Origin of the sequence: Bacteroides acidifaciens, assembly GCF_024623065.1 — a bacterium.
Lineage (GTDB): Bacteria > Bacteroidota > Bacteroidia > Bacteroidales > Bacteroidaceae > Bacteroides > Bacteroides acidifaciens.
Map to the genome: position 1 here is coordinate 43,854 of NZ_JANJZR010000027.1, position 9,509 is coordinate 53,362.

Here is a 9,509-nt window from a genome sequence, read left to right on the forward strand (position 1 = left end):
GTGTTTGATAAACAGATAAATCTGATTTTTGTTCAAAGGTTAAAGTTTTCCAAAAAGAAAACTTTTCTTTTCTGTCTGTATGGTGAAATAGTTTTTTCTTTTTATATCTTTGCAGAAAAAAGATATGTTTGAAACCGTAAAGAACAGAAGAACAATCAGGAAATACCAGTCTAAGGACATAGCTCCAAATTTGTTAAATGATTTGCTTGAAACCTCTTTCCGCGCTTCTACGATGGGTGGGATGCAACTTTATAGTGTGATTGTCACTCGCGACGCTAAAATGAAGGAGAAACTTTCGCCTGCTCATTTCAATCAGCCGATGGTAAAAAATGCGCCGGTGATACTTACTTTTTGTGCTGATTTCCGCCGATTCAGCAAGTGGTGCGAGCAGCGGAAAGCGGTGCCGGGCTATGATAATTTAATGTCTTTTATGAATGCGTCTATGGATACTTTGCTTGTTGCGCAGACTTTCTGCACGCTGGCGGAAGAGGCGGGACTCGGCATTTGTTATCTGGGAACCACTACTTACAATCCACAAATGATTATTGATACTCTTCAACTTCCCGAACTGGTATTTCCTCTCACAACGATAACGGTAGGCTATCCCGACGGTATTCCTGCGCAGGTAGACCGCTTGCCTTTGGAAGCTGCCGTGCACGAAGAGAAATATCACGACTATACGTCGGAAGAGATAGACAAGCTCTATGCATATAAAGAATCGTTGCCGGAAAACAAACAATTTATCGAGGAAAATAAAAAAGAGACTTTAGCTCAAGTCTTTACAGACGTGCGTTATACAAAGAAAGATAACGAATTTATGTCTGAAAATCTATTGGCAGTGCTCCGCCGACAGGGATTCTTGAAATAGTAGTTAATGTTTAGTGATTAGTGATTAATAGACTGCACATTCATACTTCAAGGCGTTAATCACTAATCACTAAACATTAATCACTATTCTAGTTTCTTTTCTTCAGTAACGATTCTATTTCCTGTACTTCTGCACTAAAACTTTTGTCCACCTCCAATTGTCCTTTTACAGTTTTGCAGGCGTGAAGTACCGTTGCATGGTCTTTGTTACCGATAAACTTACCTATCTTAGAAGTTGAAAAGTCAGTGTGGTTTTTAGCTAGATACATGGCGATCTGCCGTGCTTGAACGACTTCCCTTTTTCTGGATTTTGTATGTATGGCAGACGGTTCCAGATCGAAATGCTTGCACACCACTTTGAGGATATCATCGATGGTGACAGCTTTTGTTTCGTTATGAACCACGCCATGCACAATGTGTTGTGCTAAATCCAAATCTATTTCTTTATTGAAAATAGTGGAACGAGCCATGATGGCGATAACAATACCTTCCAGGTCACGTACACTTTCATTCACATTTTCGGCAATATAATCGATAACTTCTTCCGGGAACTGTAATCCGTCGCGATGTATCTTGTTGCGCAGAATGTTTTTGCGAAGTTCTACTGTCGGCTTTTCAAGCTCGGCTACCATTCCCCATTTGAAACGGGTCAGGAGGCGTTCTTCAATACCTTGCAGCAATACAGGAGCACGGTCTGAAGTTAATATGAGCTGTTTGCCGTTCTGATGTAAATGATTGAAGATATGGAAGAAATTATTCTGTGTCTTAGTGACTCCGGCAAATTCCTGAATATCATCAATGATTAATACATCGATCGTTTGGTAAAAGTTAATAAAGTCGTTGGTTGTGTTATTACGTACTGAATCCGTATATTGCACTTGGAACAAATGTGCCGAAACATACAATACTCTTTTTCCAGGATAAATCTCTTTGATTTTCGTTCCTATTGCGTTTGCCAGATGCGTCTTTCCCACTCCGGATGCTCCATAAAGGAATAACGGATTGAAAGCGGTGCCTCCCGGTTTTTGTGCTACGGCTTCCGCTACGCTTCTTGAAAGTTTATTGCTGTATCCTTCAATGAAGTTTTCAAAATTATAATTGGGATTCAAATGCGGGTCCAAATCCTGAACGGCAGGCGCCTGTAGGAAGCTGGGAGCTTTGTTTCCTCCGATTATGCTTTTTGGGGTAACAGCTGTAGAACGATTGCTTGCTTCAAGATTCACGGTTTGATTCGGAATCGAAGTCTTGTCCACCATGACGTTGTACATCAACTTGGTTCCTTCGCCAATGACCTTATATAATGTCTTACGTATAAGATCTACAAATCTCTCTTCCAGTATTTCATAGAAAAACTGGCTCGGGATCTGTAAGATCAACGTTTTGTCCTCATATTTCAATGGGACAATAGGGGCAAACCAAGTATTATATGTCGTCTCGGGAACATTGTCTTTAATGATGTCAAGACAGCGGTTCCAAAGTACGACATGATTTGATTCAATCATAGTAACTTTTAATACATTTATTAATTAAGCAAAACTTCTACGTTTGCAAAATTGGGAATCTTATTCGGAAAAAACAAATCCATTTTTTCTTGTTTTTTTCATGCCAACAATAATGTGTTTACTTTCAATGACTTATATATTTGTTGTCCGACACACTCTGTTTTCCCTCTCTTGCATTTTTAAAAGTATCTATATATTAGTGATTTACGTATGTAATTCTAATATTTCTCTCACCTTTGTACGTTTGTACGGGAATATTATTTCAGTTTGTAGATAGACATTTGAAGAGCAATCCACTTGCTTTTGAAAGCCTTTCGTTATTTAGATAAAATCTATATAACGATAATCTGCTACTTGTCTTTCTTGCCGAATAATGAGAAGTGAACGTACCGTTTCGGATGCTCTTTCAGGTCTTCTAATAAGCTGGCTGCATTTTCAGTTGTAGCATTCAGATTATTGTATAAAGTCGGGTCGTTGAAGAGCAGTCCGATTGTGTTATCTTTGCTGTTTAATTTTTCTGTAAGTATTTTTACGTTAGCCAGCGTTTCGTCTATTTTTTTGAAAGTGACTGCATAGTCTATTTCTTTCAAATTTCCGCTGATGGCGACGAAGTTGTCTCCGATAGTGTTCAGTTTACTGGTGAGTTGAGGAATATCATTACTCAACAGCCCTTTTACCTGCGAACTGACTACTGCCAGGTTGGCGGTTGTCTTCTCTATCGAGTGCAGGGTGGCAGGGATGCTCTTGTCTCCTAATATATTGTTCAGAGAGATGAGGATAGAATCCAGTTTCGGAAGCATTTCTTCTACCTTTGGGATCAGTTTCGCCGCGCTTTCCATCATTCCGTTGTTCAGCGTGCCGGGGATCGTATCTCCTACGGCATATTTTTCGCGCGGGTTGTTTGCCAGAAGAATATTCATGCGTACGCCTCCCATAAGTTCGGATACAAGCTCGGCGCTACTTCCTTTGGGAATTCGCAGTTCCGTGTCCAGTTCCACTTGGACAACTACATTTCCGGGTTTGGCATAATCATAATAGATGTCACGTACGATACCTACCCGAACACCATCGGCAAATACCGGGCTTGATTTGGTGAGTCCGTTTACATTTTCAAATTTGGCATAGAAATAGCTGGAAGGTTGAAACATGTGTATACCTTTCAGCCAGTTAATTCCATATATAAGCACACATAGTGCAATGATGCCTGTAATACCTATTCTGACTTCTTTTGTAATGTACTTCATTTTATCTTTTTATTTATTTCTTCTTTTCTTGAATTCGGCAATCGCTTCATTGACGTTCATTTTCTCCCCGTTTCGGAAAGCGATGATAAAGGCGTCTTTGAATTGTGCCGTAATGGTGCGTTTCGTACGCAACACTTTGTTGTAATCGGCAGAGGCTCCATACGTGTATTTGTATATGCCCTTTTCCTTATAATAATCCACATTTTTCAGCCCTTTCAACCGCTTGTCGTTTTTGGCAAGAGGTTTGGAAGAGGTGAGTATCTGTATCTTAAACGTAATTTCGCTGTCATTGGTTGCGCTTTCCGATGCAATCGGGCGGTTTGTTGTCGTTTTTGTTGCCGAAGCAGGTTTTGTCCTGGCTTCTGCCAGTAATTCCTTCTGTTGAGGGGTTGTCACGCTTTCCGTGTCTTTTTGTGCAATTGCCTGAGCATCGTTTTCTTCCCGTTCGGTAGGGATAATTGTTTTGCTGACTCCCGTAAGACGTATTTCATGCTCTCTTTTATAATTCAGGAAAGCATGATAAATACCTTTTGCCATGGTTGAGGCTCCTGCTTCGGAACTTAGATACCGTTCTTCCTCAGGAGTAGAGATGAATCCCAGTTCTATCAGGATGCTCGGCATGGCACTTGCTTTCAGGACAAGGAATCCTGCTTGGTGCACTCCGCGGTCTGCCCGTTTGCAGGTGTGGCGGAATTGTTTTTGCATCAGTGAAGCCAGATGCACACTCTGCTCCATGTACTTGTCCTGCATAAATTCAAATATGATATAAGATTCTGCGGAGTTCGGATTGAAGCCGGCATATCGTGTCTGATAATCGCTTTCGTAGAGGATTACGGAGTTCTCCCGTTTCGCAACTTCCAGATTGGCGTCCGATTTGGCAAGACCTAGTGTCCAGGTAGATGCACCTTTGGCTGTGCGGTTGTTTGCCAGTGCGTTGGTATGGATGGAAATAAAGAGGTCAGCCTTCGCGTTATTTGCGATTTCGGCACGTCGGTCTAAGGGGATGAAGACATCTTTGCTGCGGGTATAAATCACTTTGACGTCATCGCAGTTTCTTTTTATCAGGTTTCCCACTTTCAGGGCAACGTTCAGATTGATGTTCTTTTCTTTGGCTGTTTTGCCTATGGCGCCGGGGTCATGTCCGCCGTGTCCGGCGTCAATAACTACTACAAAGTCCTTCCCCCATAAATGGCTGGTACATGAGGGTAGAAAAAGTAGCCAGAGGCAAATGCATATATATACTATGTATGGTCTATTCAGTTTCATATTTGTAATACGGTGCAAATGTAGTAGAAATTTGTAGAAAACTCATTATTTGCCATTAAGTTTTGTGTTTTTTTCGGTTTAATGATAGCTTTTTTCCTGAAATCTCTGTTACTTTGCGCTTCGAAGTTAAAATGTACGACGATGCTTAAGTTTTTGAAGAATTGGACGTTACCTATTGCTATGTTGGTAGGTGCTATAGGTTATCCGCTGTTCATCAGCTTTTCTTTTCTGACTCCCTATCTTATTTTTACGATGTTGCTGCTGACTTTCTGTAAAGTGTCTCCACGTGACTTGAAGCCGAAACCTCTCCATGCATGGCTGTTGCTTATTCAGATTGGCGGTGCGTTGGCGGCTTACCTATTGCTTTACCGGTTCGATAAGATTGTAGCGGAAGGAGTGATGGTTTGTATTATTTGCCCGACGGCTACGGCTGCTGCGGTGATTACTTCCAAGTTGGGGGGTAGTGCGGCGAGTCTGACTACTTATACGTTGCTCGCTAATATCGGAGCAGCCATTGCCGTACCCGTTCTTTTTCCTTTAGTGGAGGTACATCCCGATGTCGGATTCTGGCAAGCGTTCTTCGTTATTTTGAGTAAAGTATTCCCGTTGCTGATTTGCCCGTTCCTGCTTGCATGGCTGTTGAGTAAATGTTTGCCGAAAGTTCATCAGAAACTATTAGGTTATCACGAACTTGCTTTCTACTTGTGGGCTGTTTCGTTAGCCATCGTTACGGCTCAGACTTTGTATTCATTACTCAATGATTCAGCTGACAGGTTTACTGAAATCATGATTGCCGTCGGAGCTTTGGTAGCTTGTTGTTTGCAGTTCTTTTTAGGAAAAACTATCGGCTCCGTCTATAACGACCGCATCAGTGGCGGTCAGGCGTTGGGGCAGAAGAATACGATTCTGGCTATTTGGATGGCTCACGCCTATCTCGATCCGTTGTCCGCTGTTGCGCCGGGCTCGTATGTGTTGTGGCAGAATATCATTAATTCGTGGCAGTTGTGGAAGAAGAGAAAGAATGAGATAAAATAATAAATATAAGATATTGATATTTAGTGTTTTGTATTTGTTGAACGTAATTTCCTTTATTTTCCTTGTTTTCTTGTTTAGTCTAATAAATGCCTTTGTTTTGCCAGCCAGTCGGGAGGAAACTCTCGAACGGCTGGGAGTAATAGAACAAGCGTTGTCGGAACTGCACAGTAATTCGGCTGTTCCCGAAGAAAAGTTGCAGGTTATTCAAAGCCAACTTGACGACATAAGGAGCAGGATGCGAGGTCAGCAGAAGAACATAGAGGACACCAAGAAAATAACATTGGAAACCTACCGTTGTTTCAAGGTAATGATTGATACTTTGGGCTCTTGCAAGATGGATAAAGAGGAAGCTATGCCCTTACCGTTCTATAACTGGATTTACAACAAGGTCGCTTCTTGGATTAGTCCGGGATTGTTTGTTTTTTCGGCAGTGCTGGTTGTCTGTTCCGTTTCCATATTTTTGAATGTCCGTTTGGCTGAACGTATGCAGCAGTTGCAGGACAACGATATGAAATATCGCTATTTGCTGATGCAAGGACAGGCAGACGGGGAAACTCTTGATATGCTGGAAAACAAGTTCAAATGGCAACGGGATAACGGTTTTATCCGAAGTTTGACCGATTCAGTGATGGATTTTGAATACCGCATCCAAAAGCAGGCGGAAGCACTGGAACGTGCAAGGCTGTTGAACGAGCAAGCCGAACAGCTAAAGAAAGAAGCTGATAAGTTGGGTAAGCCATAAGCAGGGAAATCCGGAACGGATGAAGCCATTCACCGTTCCGGATTTTCAGATTCACTTTTTTTTCTTCGTGCAGTGTTCTTTCTCGAACTGGCGTAGCGTGGTAATGCTGAACCTTTCTTTGATGAACTCCCGGAGTCGAATAAAACTTTAATATTCCAATGATTGGGAAAGGTGATTCTATATCAGATTTTCATCTTATAGCAGATGACGACAGCCTTCACATTTGTTTCTGGATATTTGTTTTGGTAATAAACGGTAAGGTCTTGGTATAGCCACGGTACTACCGATTCGGGAGCGGGAGATTTGCTCACAGCCTTGCCGCAAATAAATACATCGTATTGTGTCGCATTCTCTTTAGAACCACTTTCTTTTATGAACTTCCATTGCATATACCCCAATACGTTTCCTTTAGGAGGCAACAGCCGGTATGCTTCGGGAAAATCTTCGTAATCCTTTCTTTCGGTCTTAAGGATGCCTTGCTCTACCACATTCTTCTCTGTGTCTAATAAAAACCAATTCTCAAATCGGCCGGTAATGTAACAGCGTAGATTTGGGGAAGAGAGTACTTCATTGGCCATAAGGTCGTTTTCAATGCTTTCTTCTTGGTCTGCATCAATGGCATATTGAAAATCGGCATCTATATATGCGCAAAACTCCTCATAGTACCAGGCAGGGATAAAGTTGAGGGGAAGGTTCGCGGAAGTTTTTTCTTCTTTCGATATTATTTCTAGAAAGTGGTATTCCGTCCATGCGGGGTCTCCCATGGTGTAATCCAAATAGCTTGTTTCACTGATGCGGATTTTGTATTCATATCCGGGTTCGTATTCAAATCCTTCGATTGCCGGCAGTGCTTCCCACTCCGTGGCTCCTTCTTTCATAACGGCATATACGTCCACCTGATTATAATTACCGCATGAAGTCACTACACCCGGAAGCTTTTCAGATGCCACCGTAAGGGCATATTCCTTATAATCGGTGATTTTTCTTCCTTCTTTTTCGTCATTGCTGCAACTGATAAAACCGAATGTACAGAAGAATAATATCAGTATTCCTAATAATTTTGTAGTTTTCATATTATCTTGATTTTTGAATTATTTTCACTATTGCATGCCAATATCCATATCCGAGTTGAAACTCATAGAAACGTTTCTTATCTGATGTATTAGGTGCTAATTCGAACTGCATACAATATGGGGGTAGCTTTGTCTGATACTTGATATATCCCCATTCACCTTCCCAAACAGAATATTCATCAACCGGTTCTCTTTTACCTTGGTCGTTTTTTTGAGTCTGCGATACACCGTCTATGCAGACAGACGTTATGTATGTTAAATCAGCATATTTACCTTTCCCGGTTATTGTAAATTTCATTCGGTCGGCCGGTGCCTCACCCCAGTATATTTCGGATTTTTTTTCTTTTGTCAGTTCTATACCATCCACGTCCATACTCAAAGAATGAAAGACTTCATCTTCGTTGCTACAGCCGATAAAACAGAATACATACAAAAAAAGCATTGTTATTCCGAAAAGTTCTTTTGTTCTCATTTGTTTTCCTGCTTTGGTGATTGTGCCAAAGATATGTAAATGCAGGATGCTGGGCAATAAGGAGCGATTCTTATTTTGCTAAATGAATAATATTCTTAACATAGGTTTATCGCTTGCACAGCTTGTTTCGGATTCGGCTCATGTGTACAGGTGTTATTTTGAGGTAAGACGCTATCTCTTTCAATGACATCATCTGCAAGATGTCAGGACATCTTTCCAGAAGTCGGAGATAACGCTCTTCCGGTGTGAATCTGAATAAATCCAAATAACGCGAATATGATTGGAAAAACACTTGTTCAGTTGCGATACGGGCAATACGTTGACTTTCTTTGTTTTCCTCGAATTTTTGTTGTAAAAATTCGGAAGAACAGATGTAAATCTTACACGGGGTTATCGTCTGTATATTCAATTCAGACTTTATATTATATAAACAAGTGGGATAATCGGCTATAAATTCATTTGGAAAGGAAAAGCCGACATTGTACAGTTTGTTTTCTGTCCAATTGGTACAACTGTATTTAACTACGCCCGACAGGATAAACCCGAAGAAAGAACATATATCACCTTCACGGAGAATGAACTCATTCCTTTTATAATGTCGTAATTCTCCGTATTTTAGACACAACCCTTTAAAAAAGTCTATGTCTATATTGCTCATATATGAATTAAATTCAGTCATCATTTACTTGTCAATGAAGCAAATGTATAAAAAATACCCGAAATATGCTTGATAGTACTTAACTACATTGTTTAAATATTCAAAAAAGTATGTAACATAACATGTTTGCTATATTTTTAAGTTCAAAGGTTTAGTACGTTTCTTTGTCTATATATCCAAAACGAACTAAACTTATTTAGATAGCAAATTATATGTGCTGGCGAAAAGAAAAACAGTATTCTTTTCGCCAGTTTTACTTTTATGGTTAGAGGGCTTTTGTTACCTTTGCACATGAAGCCCACCACAAAGCGATTTCTTCGTTTTTTTTGTTACTATTTTGTTACCCGCTATTAGTAATAGGTGGGCTTTTGTTTTGATAATCAGGTTTATATGATGTTATATATATAATATGTGGCAGAATATCATTAATTCGTGGCAGTTGTGGAAGAAGAGAAAGAATGAGATAAAATAATAAATATAAGATATTGATATTTAGAGCCTGTTTAAATTCTCCTGAGATTATGTTAGATAGGCTTTACCGACCTGTTTTTATTCGTCACATAGTCTCCGTCATGCTGCTCACAACAACAGAAAATATACTCGAAAGCAACTCTCAAAACTGTGTCGGGCAAAACTCGGAGCAGGCTCTT

9 protein-coding genes and 1 pseudogene are annotated in these 9,509 nt (G+C 40.4%); 3 read left to right on the plus strand and 7 right to left on the minus strand.

Annotated elements, in window-relative coordinates; genetic code table 11:
• Positions 1-124 precede the first annotated feature (124 nt).
• Entirely contained in the window at positions 125-868 is a 744-nt protein-coding gene (locus NSB03_RS10045; protein WP_024987184.1) for an NADPH-dependent oxidoreductase, read from the plus strand.
• Positions 869-956: 88 nt separating this feature from the next.
• On the opposite strand, the gene dnaA is transcribed toward NSB03_RS10045, so the two are convergent.
• The 3 genes from dnaA to NSB03_RS10060 form a co-directional block, all read right to left on the minus strand.
• On the minus strand, positions 957-2,369 hold the full coding sequence (gene dnaA, locus NSB03_RS10050; protein WP_024987183.1) for a chromosomal replication initiator protein DnaA: 1,413 nt from the start codon (positions 2,367-2,369) through the stop codon (positions 957-959).
• 350 nt (positions 2,370-2,719) lie between these two features.
• A complete protein-coding gene (locus NSB03_RS10055) occupies positions 2,720-3,613 on the minus strand; it encodes an MlaD family protein (protein WP_024987182.1) in 894 nt (297 codons plus the stop codon).
• A 9-nt stretch (positions 3,614-3,622) separates the two neighbouring features.
• On the minus strand, positions 3,623-4,879 hold the full coding sequence (locus tag NSB03_RS10060; RefSeq protein WP_065539368.1) for an N-acetylmuramoyl-L-alanine amidase family protein: 1,257 nt from the start codon (positions 4,877-4,879) through the stop codon (positions 3,623-3,625).
• 81 nt (positions 4,880-4,960) lie between these two features.
• Here NSB03_RS10060 and NSB03_RS10065 point away from each other — a divergent pair, with 81 nt between their 5' ends.
• Both NSB03_RS10065 and NSB03_RS10070 read left to right on the plus strand, forming a co-directional pair.
• A complete protein-coding gene (locus NSB03_RS10065; protein ID WP_128824317.1) occupies positions 4,961-5,914 on the plus strand; it encodes a bile acid:sodium symporter family protein in 954 nt (317 codons plus the stop codon).
• A gap of 28 nt (positions 5,915-5,942) precedes the next feature.
• Complete coding sequence (locus tag NSB03_RS10070; protein ID WP_371826229.1) at positions 5,943-6,656, plus strand: hypothetical protein; 714 nt, start codon at positions 5,943-5,945, stop codon at positions 6,654-6,656.
• A gap of 51 nt (positions 6,657-6,707) precedes the next feature.
• Here the strand turns inward: NSB03_RS10070 and NSB03_RS10075 are convergent.
• The 4 genes and pseudogenes from NSB03_RS10075 to NSB03_RS10090 form a co-directional block, all read right to left on the minus strand.
• A pseudogene (locus NSB03_RS10075) lies at positions 6,708-6,791 on the minus strand (helix-turn-helix domain-containing protein); the annotation flags it as partial.
• Between the two features lie 47 nt (positions 6,792-6,838).
• Complete coding sequence (locus NSB03_RS10080) at positions 6,839-7,729, minus strand: DUF4377 domain-containing protein (RefSeq protein ID WP_117987800.1); 891 nt, start codon at positions 7,727-7,729, stop codon at positions 6,839-6,841.
• A 1-nt stretch (position 7,730) separates the two neighbouring features.
• Positions 7,731-8,201 (minus strand): hypothetical protein, encoded by a 471-nt coding sequence (locus NSB03_RS10085; RefSeq protein ID WP_128824541.1) that lies wholly within the window; start codon positions 8,199-8,201, stop codon positions 7,731-7,733.
• A gap of 106 nt (positions 8,202-8,307) precedes the next feature.
• Positions 8,308-8,880, minus strand: coding sequence for a Crp/Fnr family transcriptional regulator (locus tag NSB03_RS10090; protein WP_024988852.1), 573 nt, complete (start codon positions 8,878-8,880; stop codon positions 8,308-8,310).
• Positions 8,881-9,509: the final 629 nt, after the last annotated feature.